Here is a 15,013-nt window from a genome sequence, read left to right as displayed (position 1 = left end):
GCGGCCGCAAAAATGGCTGCTGCCCGCATTATTTCATGCGGATGTAGCGGCGCAAATCCGATTTGAGGATGGATTCAAGCTCGGAAATATCCGATTCGTCCGATTCGGCGAAGAGGAAGGCGAACGCGGAATAGCGCCGGAAGTCCACGGGGCGCAGCTCCAGGGGCTTGGCGAACGCCGCCCGGAAGGCGTCGTAGTCCACAGACTCGATGGCCGCGCGGTCCACGTCCGGGTGGATGTCCGCCACCACGAGGCTCCAGACCTTGCCTTTGCGTCCCTCAAGCACCGCGTCCCAGTCGGGCCGGGTCTGCTCCAGGTAATGCCGGTACGGGTTCAGGCCGTAGGCGAAATGGGCCAGGTCCGTGCAGCACCAGCCCGCAAAGCGCATGGGATTGATCTCGATGAAGGCGGCGCACTGCTGCCCGGCCCACTTGCACTGCCCGCCGCGCGTGTCCACGCGCAGCTCCGCATGGATGGGGAAGTCGCGCAATCCGGCCCTGCGGCCCACCTCGGCCAGCAAGGCGCGAAACTGCGGCTCCCAGGCCCGGATGATCTTTGAGGAGGTGTAGTAGACCCGGTCGCTGACGTCGTTTTCCGAGGCGAAAAGATGGGTGAAGACGTTCAGGATCACGGGTTCGCCACGGGAATCGAAATAGGCGTCCACGGCGTATTCCTCGCCCTCGATGCATTCCTCGACCACGAAGCGGCCCAGGTCGAGTACCTGCGAGGGATACATGTCGCTGACCTCGCGGACTTCCTCCTGGATGACCCGCACGGTTTCGGGCCAGTCCGCGTCCGCGTGGACCTTGTGCACGCCCAGGCTGAAAAAGCCCACGGAAGGCTTGATCACGAACGGCTTGGGAAAGGTCGCGGGGTCGAACCCGGCCAGCTCGTCCAGGCGCAGTTCCTGGTAGCGGAAATCAGGATACAGGTCGCGGAGCAGGTCGCGGAAGCGGGCCTTGTCCTTGAGCAGGGCGATGCGGCCCGGCAGCTCGGTGTCCGCGAGGTTCTCCTCGATCCACTGGATGCAGTTCTCGGAGTTGGAATACAGCCTGCCCTTGCCCGCACGCAGCAATCCGGCGAACTCGTCCGCAGGCAGCAGTCGGACACCGCTCCCGGCCAGAGCCTCGCGGGCCATGCCGTTGTCGAGCACGGGCGCGCCGCTCTCGACGACGGACCGCTTCAGGAAATCGGACACATAAGGCGCTTCAAGCAGAAACATGCTTCCTCCGGTCCGCTTTTCCGGGTCGCGTCCGCAACCCGTGGGGAACGACGTCCCCGGCTAGCCGCGTGCGTAGACGCGGTCGAGAATGACCTTGCCGCCCGCGGCGCGGACCTTGTCGGCCAGGCGAAGGCCCAGTTCCCAGGCGTTGGCGGCCTCGTCCTCGTCGCTCATGCGGATCGGGCTGGAGCCGTCCACGTCGGCCACGAATCCCGTCAGCCGCACGCGGTCGCCGTCCAGTTCGGACCAGGCCGCGATGGGCACCTGGCAGCCGCCGTCCAGCCCCGTGAGGAAGCCGCGCTCCGCGCGCACCTGCACTGCGGTGGGCTCGTGATGCAGAAAACGGATGGCGTCCAGGACTTCCGGCGCGTCCGCGCGGTACTCGATGCCCAGCGCGCCCTGGGCCACGGCGGGCAGGAACTCGGGCGGTCCCAGCTCCTGCATCTTGGGCGCGGCCAGCTCCAGGCGGAGCAGCCCGGCGGTGGCCACCACGATGGCGTCGTATTGGCCGTCCAGCAGCTTGCCCAGGCGGGTGTCCAGGTTGCCGCGCAGGTTTTCGATGTGCAGGTCGGGCCGCAGGGCCTTGAGCTGGGACTGGCGGCGCAGGCTGCTGGTGCCGACGCTCGCGCCCTGGGGCAGGGCGTCCAGGCCGTCGTATTTCACGGAGCAGAGCATGTCCGTGCAGGCTTCGCGCGGCGGGATGATCCCGACAACGAGCCCTTCGGGCAGCTCCGTGGGCACGTCCTTCATGGAATGCACCGCGATGTGGGCTCTGCCGTCCAGCAGGGCCTCCTCGATTTCCTTGACGAACAAGCCCTTGCCGCCGACCTTGGCCAGCGGCACGTCCAGGATCTTGTCGCCCTTGGTCTTGATCTTGACGAGTTCCACCTCCAGGCCCGCGTGCTTGGCGCGCAGGAGGGCGGAAATGTGTTCGGCCTGCCACAGGGCCAGCTTGCTGCCCCTGGTGGCGATGACGATCTTTTGCATGAATCGGAATCCTTGAAGCTGGAAGGAACCCGCGGCGAATCAGCCGCAGGAGGAGCAGTTGCCGCCCGAGCAGCCGGAACAGCCGGAGCCGATGCCCCTGTACTGCGGCTTGGGCGCGGCGTCCTCGCCGCCTGCCGAGGGCGCGCCCCCGGCGGACTTGTAGCAGCAGCGCGACATCAGCTGTTCCGCCGCCGTGGATTTGCATTTCGGGCAGGTAACGGTCTCATCGGCACCAAGCACGAGTTCCTCGAACTCCGCGCCGCAGTCCTGGCATTTGAATTCATAGATGGGCATGCGAACCTCCGATGCGAATTGCCACCCGGTGGTGTCCACTGAAACAAGGGCTTTGTCAACCGCGCCAGCGGACGCACGACAACGCGGCTGCCGCTGAGATAGGTCCGGCCCGTCGAATGTCAAGGGAACGCCGATTTCGCTTTCCCGTGGACCTTGAGGCACCTTTCGGTGTAAATTGACTTCTCGCAATATCCAGCAGCACGAGGACGACAATGACCAAAGACCGCATCCTGATCGTAGAGGACAGCACCTTCTTCGCCAGCATCGTGAAGAGGGCCATCAGCGAGGAAACCGGGTTCGCCGTGGACCGGGTCGGCTCCTTCAAGGAGGCCCGCGAGTACCTCGAAAACTGCGAACAAGGCCCTTTCGCCGCCCTGCTCGACCTGCACCTGCCGGACTCCCCGCACGGCGAGGTGGTCGATTACTTCGTGGGCAAGGGCGTGCCGTCCATCGTTTTCACGGGCGAGTTCAGCGAAGGCGTGCGCGACGTGGTCATGTCCAAGAACGTGGTCGACTACGTGCTCAAGGAAGGGCCGGACAGCCTCTACGAGCTGATCGCCGCCCTGGAGCGCCTGCGCCGCAATCAGGAGGTCAAGGTGCTGGTGGTGGACGACTCCGGCTCGGCGCGCAATCTCGTGGCCGGACTGCTGCGCTCCCACCAGTATCAGGTTCTGGAGGCAGAGGACGGCGAAACCGCCCTGACCGTTCTCCAGCGCAATCCCGGAACCAAGCTGCTGATCACGGACTTCAGCATGCCCGGCATGGACGGGGTGGAGCTGGTCAAGACCGTGCGCGCCGCGCACGTTCGCGAAAAACTCGCCATCATAGGGCTTTCCGCGGAAAATAATCCGCTCATCTCCGCCCGGTTCATCAAGTCCGGAGCCAACGACTTCCTGCGCAAGCCCTTCCTCGTGGAGGAATTCCACTGCCGCATCCGGCAGAACATGGAACTGCTCGAACACATGGCCACCATCCGCGACATGGCCGAGAAGGACTACCTTACCGGGCTGCACAACCGCCGCCACTTCATCCAGCGCGCGCGGACCATGCACAAGGAAGCCCTGCTGCGGAAGTTCCCCGTCCAGGCCGTGCTGCTGGACATCGACCACTTCAAGCGCATCAACGACACCTACGGCCACGACGCCGGAGACGAGGTGCTGCGCGCACTGGGCAGGAAAATGCATGAACGGTTCGGACGCAACGGGCTGGTTGCCCGCTACGGGGGCGAGGAGTTCGCCCTGCTCCTGCCGGGCCTGCCCCTGGAGCAGACCACGAAGAACCTGACGGCGTTTCTCAAGGAAGTGGAATCCAGCCCGACCATGACCAAATCCGGTCCGGTTTCCTGCACCGTGAGCGCCGGGCTTACGGGCGAGACTGGAGATTCGCTGGAGGCCATGCTCAAGACGGCCGACGAGCAGCTCTACAAATCCAAGCAGCGGGGCAGGAACTGCCTTTCCTGCGCGGAAGACTGATTCGAAGGCGCGCCAGTCTGTGCGGCGTGCGCCGGACGCGGGCGAAAGCTGATCCCGCTCCGCAAATGGCCGCGCCCGGAGATCAGGCCCGGCCCGAAGCGATCAGCTCGCCGAGCCTGCGAGAGGCCTCGGCCAGGTCGGCCACGGCCCGCGCCGAATCGTCCATTTCCTCGGCGATGCGTTCCGCCAGCCCCGTGACCTCGTTGATGGTCGCGTTGATGGAGCCGTGCTCCGCGGTCTGTTCCCGCGAGGCCGCGGCGATGTCCGCAATCTGGGCGGCGGTCTCTTCGGAAAGGCGCGCGATGCGTTCCAGGGAGCTGGCCGTGCGCTTGACCAGCTCCTCGGCCTTGTCCACGGCGCCGGCCGCCTCGCGGGTGCGGCCCACGTTGCGGCGCGACTCCTCCTGGATGGCCGCGATGTCCTGCTCCACGCGGCCCGTGGCCTGCATGGTCTTCTCGGCCAGCTTGCGGACCTCGTCCGCGACAACGGCGAACCCGCGCCCGGCCTCGCCCGCCCGTGCCGCCTCGATGGCCGCGTTCAGGGCCAGCAGGTTGGTCTGGTCCGCAATGTCGTTGATGACCTCGATGATCTCCCCCACGCCTTCCACCTGAATCTCCAAGCGGGACATGTCGTCCCGCAGCAGGTCCGAGAGCTTGCGCACCCGCTCGATGGCCTCGGCGGACTGGTCCATGATCTCCATGCCCTGCCGCGACTCCGCGACGGAATCCCCGGTGCGGCGGGCCGCCTCCTCGGCCATGCCCGAAGCCGCTGTCAGGCTGGCGTGCATCCGGACCATGGCTTCCGAGGCCCGCGCCACGCGCTCGAACTGGCTGGCGGCCCCCTGGCTGGCGGAGCCCACACGCTCGGAGAGCCGCGTGGAACCATCGGAGACGATGCTCGCGGCCTCCGCGGCCCTGGAAGTCAGCTCCACCAGGGCGGCGTTCTGCCTGCCGATGCGCTCCTCCTGCGCCCGGATGTCCGTCAGGTCCGAAACCAGGGCCACCGCGCCGATGTCCCTGCCGTCCAGGTCGTGCAGGGGGGCCGCATCCACCCGCACGCGAATCTCGCGCCCGGAAAGATCCTCCCAGGTGCGCTCCTTGCCCACCAGGGGCCTGCGCTCCTCAACGCAGCGATGGATGACGCTGCGCTCGCCTTGGGGAATGCGCAGCAGCTCGGACACGGGGTGCCCCACCACGCCGTCAGCATCGCCTGCGTATCCCACGAGATCGAGGAAAGGCTGGTTCACGAAGGAGACGCGCATTTCCTCGTCCGCCACGATGCAGGGCACGCTGACGCCCTTGAGGATGCCCTCGCTGAAGCCGAGCCGCTTTTTCAGCTCCTTGAACATGGACAGGATGTTTCCGGCCAGCTCGGCCATTTCGGACTTGAACTCGCCCTCCAGCCGGGCCGTGTAGTCGCCCGCGGCGACCTTGCCCAGAAATCCGTCGATCACCGAAAGCGGGCCCAGCAGCTGACGCCGCAAAATGCGCCAGGTGATCAATGCCAGAAAGACCACGGTCACGAATCCGAGTCCCAGAGCCGCGTAGCGCAGCCGCCAGACCGGGGCGAACGCCTCGGATGCTGAAATTTCCGCCACCAGCGCCCAGGTGGTCCCGCCCAGGGAAAAGGGCATGGACGCGGCCAGGACTTCCTTTCCGGCGTAGTTCTCCGAAACCCTGGCAAGGGTGTTTCCGGCGAGCGCGGCGCGGACCGGCTCCGTATCGACCCGGCCCTTCTCCGGATCGGCGAACGAGGCCCGGACGCCGTGCGCTTCCGGGTCGTTGCGCGTGTCCGAGCGCATCAGCAGATCCGGCCCCACCAGGTAGCACTCGCCGCTCTCGCCCATGCCCGTTCCGGTGCGCATGGCCTTGCCGAGTTCCGCCAGGGGCAGCCGCAGGATGGCCACGCCCTGGACATCGCCCACATGGCTGCGCACGGGCACGGCGATGAAGGCGGCGGGCTGCCCGTTCAGCGGGCCGAAGGGCTCCACGTCCGCGAAGGCCAGCTCTCCCTTGACCGCCTTGGCAAAGGCGCGCCCCAGGTTGCTGTCCTTGAGCGGTCCGGTCTTGAGATTTTGTCCGAGAAGCGTCGACCTGGTGTAGGAAAAAAGCACCCAGCCGTAGTCGTCGGCCAGGATGGCGTCCTCGTAGCCCAGCGTCTTGACGTAGGGCGCGAAGCTGGGACTGACGTATTCGTGGTCGCTGAGGAAGTCCGCGTCCGTGAAGTCGTCGTACATGCGGAGCATGCCGAGGGCGTTGTAGACCTCCTTGACTTCCGCGTAGATCCTGGCCTCCCCTTCCCACTTGTCCGCGAGCGCCTGCACGGCCATCTGCTTGCCGTCGCGCACGGAGAGCAGCTGCCCCAGGGCCTGGGCACGCAGGCTGTCGCTCGCGGTGTTCACGCTGTAGAAGCCCATGAGCAGCAGCGGCAGCAAACCGGCGGACATGCAGAGGACCATCATCTTGTGCTTCAGGGACATGGGGCTGACTCCGGGGGATATCGTTTCAGGGCCTGGGCTCTCCTGCACAACGGAATATCTTACGTAACAATCCCGGCGCATTGTTACGATTCCGTGACGCAGGCGCGTCTTTTCAGTCAAAGCCGGACTTCCCAGCCAACCGGCACAGGGCGCGAAGCGTAATAAAAAAGCCCCCCGCCGAAGCGGAGGGCCTTGTAACGCGAATTGGAAATGCGAACGGGAAACGCGGGACTATTCGCCCTTGGCCAGGGGCCAGATTTCCTCGACCCGCTCCACGAGCTGGATCTTGATCCGGCGGCGCAGCTCCTGGGGGATGTCCTCCAGGTCTTTCTTGTTCTGCGCGGGGATGAGCGCGAGCTTCATGCCCTTGGCCACGGCCGCGAGGATCTTTTCCTTGATGCCGCCCACGGGCAGGACGCGGCCGCGCAGCGAGATCTCGCCGGTCATGACCAGGTCGGGCCGCACGGGAATGTTGGTCAGGGCGGAGATCAGCGCCGTGACCAGGGTCACGCCCGCGGAGGGGCCGTCCTTGGGCGTCGCGCCCGCAGGCACGTGCACATGGATGTCGCGCTCCTCGCTGAACTTGGGGTCGATGCCGTACTGCTCTGCGTGGGCCCGTGCAAAGGAGAGCGCAGCCTGGGCCGATTCCTTCATCACGTCGCCGAGCTTGCCCGTGAGGGTCAGCTTGCCCTTGCCGGGCATGGTCGTGACTTCGACGTGCAGGATGACGCCGCCCACCGGAGTCCAGGCCAGGCCCACGGCCACGCCCGGAGGCAGGTCCGGTTCCTTTTCGTCGTCGAGGTAGCGCGGCACGCCCAGGATCTTGTGCAGGTTGGCCGCCGTGATCTTGAAGGGGCCTTTCTCGTTCTCGGCCTTTTTCCGGGCCATCTTGCGGCAGATGGAGCCGACCTCGCGCTCCAGGTTGCGCAAGCCAGCCTCGCTCGTGTACTCGCGGATGACCTTGGCCAGCACGCCCGGCGCCAGTTGCAGCTCGTCTTCGGTCAGGCCGTTGTCCTTGGCCTGCCGGGGCACGATGTAGCGCTCCGCGATGGTCACCTTCTCATGCTCGGTGTAGCCGGGAATGCGGATGACTTCCATGCGGTCCAGCAGGGGCTGGGGAATGGTGTCCAGCACGTTGGCCGTGCAGATGAACATGACCCTCGAAAGGTCGAAGGGCACGTTCAGGTAGTGGTCCGTGAAGGAATTGTTCTGTTCGGGGTCGAGCACCTCCAGCAGGGCGGAGGACGGGTCGCCGCGGAAGTCCGCGCCGAGCTTGTCGATCTCGTCGAGCATGATCACGGGGTTGCGCGTGCCGCAGAGCTTCAGGGCCTGGACGATGCGACCGGGCATGGAGCCGATGTAGGTGCGGCGGTGGCCGCGAATCTCGGCCTCGTCGCGCATGCCGCCCAGGGACATGCGGTGGAACTTGCGGCCCAGGGAGCGCGCGATGGAGCGGCCGAGGGAGGTCTTGCCCACGCCCGGAGGGCCGACGAAGCAGAGGATCGGTCCCTTCATCTTCGGGTTCAGCTTGCGCACCGAGAGATATTCCAGGATGCGCTCCTTGACCTTGGTCAGATCGTAATGGTCCTCGTCCAGGATGCGCGCGGCTTCCTTGATGTCCAGGCGGTCGCGGGAAATCTTCTTCCAGGGCAGCTCGATCATCCAGTCGAGATAGGTGCGGATGACCGTGGCCTCGGAGGATTCGGAATGCATGCCGTCCAGGCGCTTGAGCTGCTTGTAGGCTTCCTTGCGGACCTCCTTGGGCATGCCCGCACGCTCGATGGCCTTGCCCAGGTCTTCCAGCTCCTCGTTCTCGTTGTCTCCGTCGCCCAGCTCCCGCTTGATGGCCTTGAGCTGCTCGCGCAGGTAGAAATCGCGCTGCGCCCGGTCCATGCCCTCTTTGGCCATGGACTGGATCTTGTTCTGCATCTGCGCGACCTCGACCTCCTTGGCCAGCTGGGCTCCGGCCATGCGCAGGCGCTCCAGCGGGTCCACGCATTCGAGGATGGCCTGGGCCTCGGCCACGCTGATGCGCAGGTTCGAGGCGATCAGATCCGCGAGACGGCCCGGCTCGTTGACGTTGTTGAGCACGGCCATGATGTCCTGGGGCGAAATGCCGCGCAGGGTCAGGATGCGTTCGCTCTGCTCCCGCGAGGAGCGCATCAGCGCCTCGGCCTCGGTGGTGGGCTCGACCTCCACGGGCTCGCGCATGAGCTCGATCTCGGCCTCGTGGTAGGGCGAATCGGAGACGAAGCGGCGCACGCGGGCGCGCGCAAGGCCCTGGACCAGCACCTTGAGGCGGCCGTCCGGCATCTTGAGCATGCGCATGATCATGGCCACGGTGCCGACCTGATAGAGGTCGTCGTGTTCCGGTTCCTCCACGCCCTCGTCCTGCTGGGTCAGGATGAGAATGTGCCGACCGGCGGAAAGGGCCGCGTCCACGGCGTTGACGGATTTTTCCCGCCCCACGAACAGCGGCAGGATCATGTAGTTGAAGACGACGATGTCCCGCACGGGCAGCACGGGCAGCACCTGGGGAATGTTCTGCTCGGCCTGCTGGGAAAGCCCGTCGGCGGCGTCCTGCACGGTGAGGTCGCCGAGCCCGCCCGGCTCGTCAAAGAAATGCTGCTCGTCGATATGGCCGCCCCCTTCCGAGGCGCTGACGCGAGCCGCCTCGCGCACTCGGCGCAACCGCTTCGGCTTGATGGGAGATTTCTTCTTTTTGCTCAAAGGTCGATCCTTTCGTCGGAGTGCGTATGCGGACAGTCTTCCCGATGCGGGAAGGTATTTCCAGTATTATCCTTGATAATGCGTCCTGGCGCTTTGGCAAGAGGGGTGGAATCAATAACGTATTTCAAACGAGGAATACCGCTCGGCACGTTCGCCCGTTTCCCCCTCCACCCGGCTGACCCGCGACAGGGGGGAACCGACCTCCAGCTGGTCGGCAAAGGCCTCCAGAGCCTTGTCCGGCCCCTGGGCCACGGCTTCCACCCTGCCGTCCGGCAGGTTGCGCACCCAGCCCGTCAGCTTCAGGGAGCGCGCCAGATCCCGCGTCCAGGCGCGAAAGCAGACTCCCTGCACCAGCCCGTCCACAACGGCGTGATACGTCTTCATGTCGGCCCTCCTCCGGCTCGGCCGCCGGGCTAGAGCAGCCCGTGGCCCTGAAAGCTGTAGTGCTCGCGGTCCGTGACCACGAGATGGTCGAGCAGGCGCACGCCGAGATCGTCCGCGGCCCGCTTGATGCGCAGGGTCAAGCGCACGTCCTCGTCCGAGGGCTCCGGGCTGCCGCCGGGATGGTTGTGCACCAGGATCATGCCCGCGGCCTGGTGGCGCAGGGCCAGGGACATGACCTCGCGCGGATAGACCGCGGTCTGGTCCACGGTTCCCTTGCTGACGCATTCCCAGGAAATGACGCGGTTCTGGTTGTCCACCAGGGCCACCCAGAACTCCTCGGTGCCCTTGGCCCCGAAACGGGCCTTGGCGCCCTCGGCGACCATTTCCGGGCCGGAAAGCACCTCGCGCCGCAGGGCGGACGGCTCGCGCAGCCTGGCCCAAAGCTCGCGGTAGAGCGCCCAGGACGAAGCCAGCGCCGCGCCGAAGCCCTTGATTTCGGCCAGCTGCGCCTCCGGCGCGTAGAGCGCGCCATGCAGCGAACCGAAACGCCGGAGCAGTTCCTTGGCCAGGGGCTTGGTGTCCTGCCGGGGCAGGGTCCGGGCCAGCAGCAGCTCGAGGATTTCGTAGTCCGCGAGGCCGCGCGGCTCGCGCAGCAGCCGTTCGCGCAGCCGCTCGCGGTGTCCGTGGTAGTGCGGTTTATCCATGCGCTCTCTTCCTCGCGCCCGTGTCCGGGCAGGAGCCGATTATTTTGCCCTATGCCGCGGGGCAGGGTCAACACGCAAGAAGCGGAGTCAGGGCGTCAACCCCGGTAGATGCAGCTCAGGTCGGCCACGAGCTTGTCCAGGGCCTGATCGGTGCGGCGTTCGCCGGATTTCACGCCCAGCTCGGCGGCCATGCAGAGGTCGAAGAGGGCGGCCACGCCCTTGGGTCCAAGCCTGCGGGCCAGACCGGACTTCTTCTTGACTACGAAGGGGTGCACTTTGGCGCGGCTTTCCTCGCCCGCCAGGATCAATCCCAGGATGCGCGCCTCGCGGGCCAGGGAGCCGAGCAGCGGGAAGAGCATCTGCTCCTTGGGCTGCTTGAGGTGGTCCTGAAGCACCCGCCGCCAGACTTCCGCCGCATTCCCGCCCTGGCTGAGGGCGTCGGTGAAGGCGAAAAAGTCCATTTCCTGGCTGGCGGCCACAAGCCCGGCCAGGTCCGGGGTGACGCTGCGCGCGTCCCCGGCGGCCAGTTCGATCTTTTCCAGCTCCAGGGTGGCGGCGCGGGCGTCCAGGGGCAGGACGCGCACCAGAGCCTGCTGCGCTCCGGGAGCGAGCCGCAGGCCCCGCTCGGCAGCCCAGTCGCGCACGAAGTCGGACATGCCCTTCGCGTCCAGTCCGGGCTGCTCCCAGACCCAGCCGCGCTTCTCCGCGGCCTTCCAGAGCGGACGCCGGGCCAGGGCCGCCGGAACCGGAGCCTTCTTCTTCCACTCCCCTTCCAGGCAGAAGAACGGAAGCACGGTTTTGGGCTTGGCGGCCAGGGCCGAGGCAACGCGGTCCCAGTCGTCCACCTTGAGCAGGTGGGCGCGGCGGACCACCACGGCCTTGGGCGTGGCGAAAAGATTCTGGACCGTGATGTCCTTCCAGAAGGCTTCGGGCAGGGGGGGCTCGTCGTCGCCCCAGAAGACCTTGCGCTCGTACTCGCCCACGTCCTTCAGCACGGACTCGATCTTCCGTCCGATGAGCCGTCCGTCCGGGCAGACCAGGAAGAGCACGTCCGGCCTGGCCACGGCTCAGTACCTCTCGCTGAGCTTGTCCACGGCGCGGCGCACCGCCAGCTCGGTCACGGAATCGTCCGCCTCGGTGGAGGACGCGCCGAAGTAGCTCTCGCTGGCCGCGATGGTGCCCGAAGACCAGACCACCTCGTCCGTGGCCCGGGAAACGAACTGCACATGCATGGTCAGGCTGGCCTCGGAGCGCAGCGTCTCGTCCTCCTCGTTGCTGACCTTGGTGCTGTGGCTGAAGCGTTCGATCACGACGCGCACGAGCAGGTCGGCCTCGGACCGCCGCACCCAGCGCGTCCAGCCCCGGCGGTGCAGCTCGTCGCGCAGCTCCGAGCGCAGGCGCGGGCCGAGCCAGGTCTGGAGCGTGGGGTTCTCCACGGAATCCATGCACAAGGTGCGCTGGTCTTCGGGCAGGGCCACTGGCCCCTGGCTCGCGAGCCGATAGCCGCAGCCGGAGACGAGCGCGGCGAGAAGCAGCGCGCCGCCGAGCAGCGCCGCAACGGGGCGGATCGAGATGAAGTTTCGGGCTCCAGTATCGTGCATGGACTCTCCTGACCTGGGCTGGATGGGGTTGCGCCCTGCAAGCGAAAAAACCGGGCCGGGCGCATGCAGCATACGCCCGGACCCGGTTTTTTTAAAGCGCTTCCGGCATTGAAAATGAGCGCGGGCCGCTAGCGGACCACGATGTTCACGAGCCTGCCGGGTACGTAGATGACCTTGACCACCTGCTTGCCTTCCAGATGGCGGGCCACGTTTTCCACGGCCATGCAGGCCGCCTTGACCTGCTCCTCGGTGGCGCCGTTCGGCACGCTGACCTGGCCGCGCACCTTGCCGCAGACCTGGGCCACGACCGTGACCTCGTCCGTGACCAGGGCGGCCTCGTCGTATTGGGGCCAGGGCTGCTCGGCCACGACGCCGCCGTGGCCGATGGCCTGCCAGATTTCCTCGCAGACGTGCGGGGCCATGGGCGAAAGCAGGGTCACTGCCGTGGCCAGGGCCGACGAGAGCTGGCAGCGTCCCTGCTCCGTGCCCGTCAGGGCGTCCTTCAGCGCGTACATCTCGTTGACCAGCTCCATGATCGCGGCGATGGCCGTGTTGAACTGGAAGCTGTTCTCGATGTCGCGGGAGACGCGGCGCACGGTGTCGTGCTCCTTGAGCCGGAGCTGCTTGGCCTCGGCGGAAAGCTCGCCGGGCACGGCGTGGCAGGGCTGCACGCAGACCAGGGAGCTTTCCAGCTCCTCGGCCAGCCGCCAGAGCCTGCCGATGAAGCGGAAAGAGCCTTCGATGCCCCGGTCGGACCACTCCAGCTCCTTTTCGGGCGGAGCCGCGAAGAGGATGAACAAGCGGGTGGCGTCCGCGCCGTATTTCCTGATCATCTCGCCCGGATCGACCACGTTGCCCTTGGACTTGGACATCTTCGAGCCGTTGAGCACGACCATGCCCTGGGTCAGCAGGTGCTCGAAGGGCTCGTCCGCATCCACATAGCCCTCGTCGCGCAGCAGCTTGGTGAAGAAGCGCGCGTAAAGCAGGTGCAGGATGGCGTGCTCGATGCCGCCGATGTACTGGTCCACGGGCATCCAGTAGCGCACGGCCTGGGCGTCGAAGGGCGAGGTGTCGATGCGGGCGTCGGTGTAGCGCAGGAAGTACCAGGAGGACTCCACGAAGGTGTCCATGGTGTCGGTTTCGCGGCGCGCGGGCCGGCCGCAGCGGGGGCAGTCCACCTTGACCCATTCTTCCAGGAAGGGCAGCGGGGACTTGCCGTCCTCGCGCATGGCCACGCCCTCGGGCAGGACCACGGGGAGCTGGTCCTCGGGCACGGGGACCACGCCGCAGCCCTCGCAGTGGATCACGGGAATGGGCGCGCCCCAGTAGCGCTGGCGGGAGATGTTCCAGTCGCGCAGGCGGAAGTTCACGGTCATGGTGCCCAGGCCCTGCCGGTCCAGGTGCTCCACGATGCGCTTCTTGGCCTCCTCGTTGGGCAGGCCGTCGAATTCGCCGGAGTTCACCAGCACGCCCGCCTCGGTATAGGCCTCGGTCAGGGCTTCGGGCTGGAGGTCGCGGTCTTCGGGCCGGATGACCACCTGCATCGGCAGGCCGTACTTGCGGGCGAACTCGAAGTCGCGCTGGTCGTGGGCGGGCACGGCCATGACAGCGCCGGTGCCGTAGCCCATGAGCACGAAGTTGGCCACGTAGATGGGCATTTCCAGGCCGGTGACCGGGTTGAGGCAGTACGCGCCCGTGAACACGCCTTCCTTTTCGGTGTCCTCGGCCGCGCGGTGGAACTTGTCCATGTTCACGCACTTGTGCACGAAGGCGCGGACCTCGTCCGCCCTGTCCGTGCCCGCGATGAGCTTTTCCACCAGGGGATGCTCGGCCGCGAGGCTCATGAAGGTGGCGCCGTAAAGCGTGTCGGGCCGGGTGGTGAACACGTTCACGGACTCTTCCCGGTCCTTGACCCGGAAGGTCAGCTCCGCGCCGTAGCTCTTGCCGATCCAGTTGGACTGCATGGTCAGGACCGGATCGGGCCACTTTTCCTTCATCTTGTCGAGCCAGCCGAGCAGCTCGTCCGCATAGTCCGTGATGCGCAGGAACCACTGCTCCAGCTGCTTCTGGACCACGTGGCTGTCGCAGCGCCAGCACTTGCCGTCCTCGACCTGCTCGTTGGCGAGCACGGTCTGGCAGGTGTCGCACCAGTTCTGCATGGCGTTCTTGCGGTAGAGCAGGCCCTTTTCCAGGAATTTCTGGAAGAAGAGCTGCTCCCAGCGGTAATATTCGGGCCGGCAGGTGGCCAGCTCGCGCCGCCAGTCGTAGGAATAGCCGAGCCGCCGAAGCTGCTCGCGCATCTCCGCGATGTTGGCGTAGGTCCACTTGGCCGGATGGGTCTTGTGCTTGATGGCCGCGTTTTCCGCGGGCATGCCGAAGGCGTCCCAGCCCATGGGGTGGAGCACGTTGCAGCCCTGCATGCGCTTGTAGCGCGCGACCACGTCGCCGATGGAATAGTTCCGCACATGGCCCATGTGGATCTTGCCCGAAGGATACGGGAACATCTCAAGGACGTAGTACTTTTCCCTGGACGGGTCGGCCTCAACCTCGAAGCAGCCGCTCTCGCTCCACTTCTGCTGCCATTTCCGCTCTACGGCTTCGGGTTCGTACTTGCCTAAGGCCATGCGTGGTTCCTTTGCGCGTTAGAATTTCTTGTTCACACCCAGGGCGCCGCTGTCCACGGCCTTGGCCGCGGCGTCCAGAATGCCGTTGATGAAGTTGCGGGAGTTGCCGTCGCCGAACTCCTTGGAAAGCTCGATGGCCTCGTTCATGGCCACCTTGAGCGGAATCTCGGTGTAGAGCATCTCGAAGAGGGCGAGGCGCAGGATGGTCAGCTCCACCTTGGCGATACGCTCCAGCTTCCAGTGTCTGGAGTGCTCGGTGATGATCCTGTCCAGCTCGCGGGTGCGGCAGAACACGCCCTGGGCCAGTTCGTGGGCGAACTCGCGCGCGGCGTCGCTGCTCGTGGCCAGCACCGCCGGATTTTCGGAGAAATCGCGCTCCAGCCCGGAAACGTCGCCGGAAGGCGCGAAGCTCTGGCCGAAGAGAACCTGGAAAGCGAGCATGCGGCCGCTGCGGCGGTTGCTCTTGCGCGCCTTGCCCGCGCCCTTGCGGGGGACTTTGAAGTCTTCAGTCATGCG

At 66.2% G+C, this 15,013-nt stretch carries 12 protein-coding genes; 1 reads left to right on the top strand and 11 read right to left on the bottom strand.

Annotated elements, in window-relative coordinates; all coding sequences use genetic code 11:
• Nucleotides 1-28: 28 nt before the first annotated feature.
• From G452_RS0105350 to G452_RS0105340, 3 genes are read right to left on the bottom strand one after another with little or no spacing between them, the layout of a single operon-like run.
• On the bottom strand, nucleotides 29-1,222 hold the full coding sequence (locus G452_RS0105350) for an ATP-grasp domain-containing protein (protein ID WP_022661237.1): 1,194 nt from the start codon (nucleotides 1,220-1,222) through the stop codon (nucleotides 29-31).
• A 60-nt stretch (nucleotides 1,223-1,282) separates the two neighbouring features.
• Nucleotides 1,283-2,209, bottom strand: coding sequence for a hydroxymethylbilane synthase (gene hemC / locus G452_RS0105345; protein ID WP_022661236.1), 927 nt, complete (start codon nucleotides 2,207-2,209; stop codon nucleotides 1,283-1,285).
• A 39-nt stretch (nucleotides 2,210-2,248) separates the two neighbouring features.
• Nucleotides 2,249-2,503 (bottom strand): FmdB family zinc ribbon protein, encoded by a 255-nt coding sequence (locus G452_RS0105340; RefSeq protein ID WP_022661235.1) that lies wholly within the window; start codon nucleotides 2,501-2,503, stop codon nucleotides 2,249-2,251.
• A 212-nt stretch (nucleotides 2,504-2,715) separates the two neighbouring features.
• Between G452_RS0105340 and G452_RS0105335 the strand changes: the two genes are divergently transcribed.
• A complete protein-coding gene (locus G452_RS0105335; protein ID WP_022661234.1) occupies nucleotides 2,716-3,975 on the top strand; it encodes a diguanylate cyclase in 1,260 nt (419 codons plus the stop codon).
• Nucleotides 3,976-4,057: 82 nt separating this feature from the next.
• Here G452_RS0105335 and G452_RS0105330 read toward each other — a convergent pair whose 3' ends face one another.
• The 8 genes from G452_RS0105330 to nusB all read right to left on the bottom strand — a co-directional run bounded on the left by G452_RS0105330 (nucleotide 4,058) and on the right by nusB (nucleotide 15,010).
• Nucleotides 4,058-6,454, bottom strand: coding sequence for a methyl-accepting chemotaxis protein (locus tag G452_RS0105330; RefSeq protein WP_022661233.1), 2,397 nt, complete (start codon nucleotides 6,452-6,454; stop codon nucleotides 4,058-4,060).
• 231 nt (nucleotides 6,455-6,685) lie between these two features.
• A complete protein-coding gene (gene lon / locus G452_RS0105325; RefSeq protein ID WP_407636017.1) occupies nucleotides 6,686-9,040 on the bottom strand; it encodes an endopeptidase La in 2,355 nt (784 codons plus the stop codon).
• A gap of 255 nt (nucleotides 9,041-9,295) precedes the next feature.
• Nucleotides 9,296-9,568 (bottom strand): acylphosphatase, encoded by a 273-nt coding sequence (locus G452_RS0105320; protein ID WP_022661231.1) that lies wholly within the window; start codon nucleotides 9,566-9,568, stop codon nucleotides 9,296-9,298.
• A 29-nt stretch (nucleotides 9,569-9,597) separates the two neighbouring features.
• Nucleotides 9,598-10,272, bottom strand: coding sequence for a RadC family protein (gene radC / locus G452_RS0105315; protein WP_022661230.1), 675 nt, complete (start codon nucleotides 10,270-10,272; stop codon nucleotides 9,598-9,600).
• A 95-nt stretch (nucleotides 10,273-10,367) separates the two neighbouring features.
• On the bottom strand, nucleotides 10,368-11,336 hold the full coding sequence (gene holA, locus G452_RS0105310) for a DNA polymerase III subunit delta (RefSeq protein ID WP_022661229.1): 969 nt from the start codon (nucleotides 11,334-11,336) through the stop codon (nucleotides 10,368-10,370).
• Between the two features lie 3 nt (nucleotides 11,337-11,339).
• On the bottom strand, nucleotides 11,340-11,873 hold the full coding sequence (gene lptE / locus G452_RS0105305; RefSeq protein WP_022661228.1) for an LPS assembly lipoprotein LptE: 534 nt from the start codon (nucleotides 11,871-11,873) through the stop codon (nucleotides 11,340-11,342).
• 128 nt (nucleotides 11,874-12,001) lie between these two features.
• The gene (gene leuS / locus G452_RS0105300; RefSeq protein ID WP_022661227.1) at nucleotides 12,002-14,497 is read right to left on the bottom strand and encodes a leucine--tRNA ligase; all 2,496 of its coding nucleotides are present in this window, start codon (nucleotides 14,495-14,497) and stop codon (nucleotides 12,002-12,004) included.
• 18 nt (nucleotides 14,498-14,515) lie between these two features.
• Nucleotides 14,516-15,010, bottom strand: coding sequence for a transcription antitermination factor NusB (nusB, locus tag G452_RS0105295; RefSeq protein WP_022661226.1), 495 nt, complete (start codon nucleotides 15,008-15,010; stop codon nucleotides 14,516-14,518).
• Nucleotides 15,011-15,013: the final 3 nt, after the last annotated feature.

It is taken from the genome of Paucidesulfovibrio longus DSM 6739 (assembly GCF_000420485.1).
GTDB classification, from domain to species: domain Bacteria; phylum Desulfobacterota; class Desulfovibrionia; order Desulfovibrionales; family Desulfovibrionaceae; genus Paucidesulfovibrio; species Paucidesulfovibrio longus.
This window is presented reverse-complemented; position numbering and strand designations above follow the sequence as displayed.